The 364-nt window shown below is 49.5% G+C and carries 1 rRNA gene; it reads left to right on the top strand.

What is annotated here, in order from left to right:
• Nucleotides 1–364: ribosomal RNA gene (locus Q4563_RS17250) — 23S ribosomal RNA — on the top strand; the annotation flags it as partial.

Genomic DNA, 364 nt, shown 5'->3' with positions numbered 1-364 from the left:
AAGTACCCCGAGGAAAAGAAATCAACCGAGATTCCCTTAGTAGCGGCGAGCGAACGGGGACTAGCCCTTAAGCAATCTTGTAGTTAGTAGAAGGCTCTGGAAAGTGCCGCCATAGTGGGTGATAGCCCCGTATACGAAAACTTATAGATTGTGAAAACGAGTAGGTCGGGACACGTGTTATCCTGACTGAACATGGGGGGACCATCCTCCAAGGCTAAATACTCCCAGATGACCGATAGTGAACTAGTACCGTGAGGGAAAGGCGAAAAGAACCCCTGTTAGGGGAGTGAAATAGACCCTGAAACCGCGTACGTACAAGCAGTGGGAGCCGACTTGTTCGGTGACTGCGTACCTTTTGTATAAT

The sequence above is a fragment of the Gilvimarinus sp. 1_MG-2023 genome (assembly GCF_030548285.1).
The sequence above is the reverse complement of the archived record's forward strand: the minus strand, read 5'-3'. Positions and strand labels throughout refer to the sequence as shown.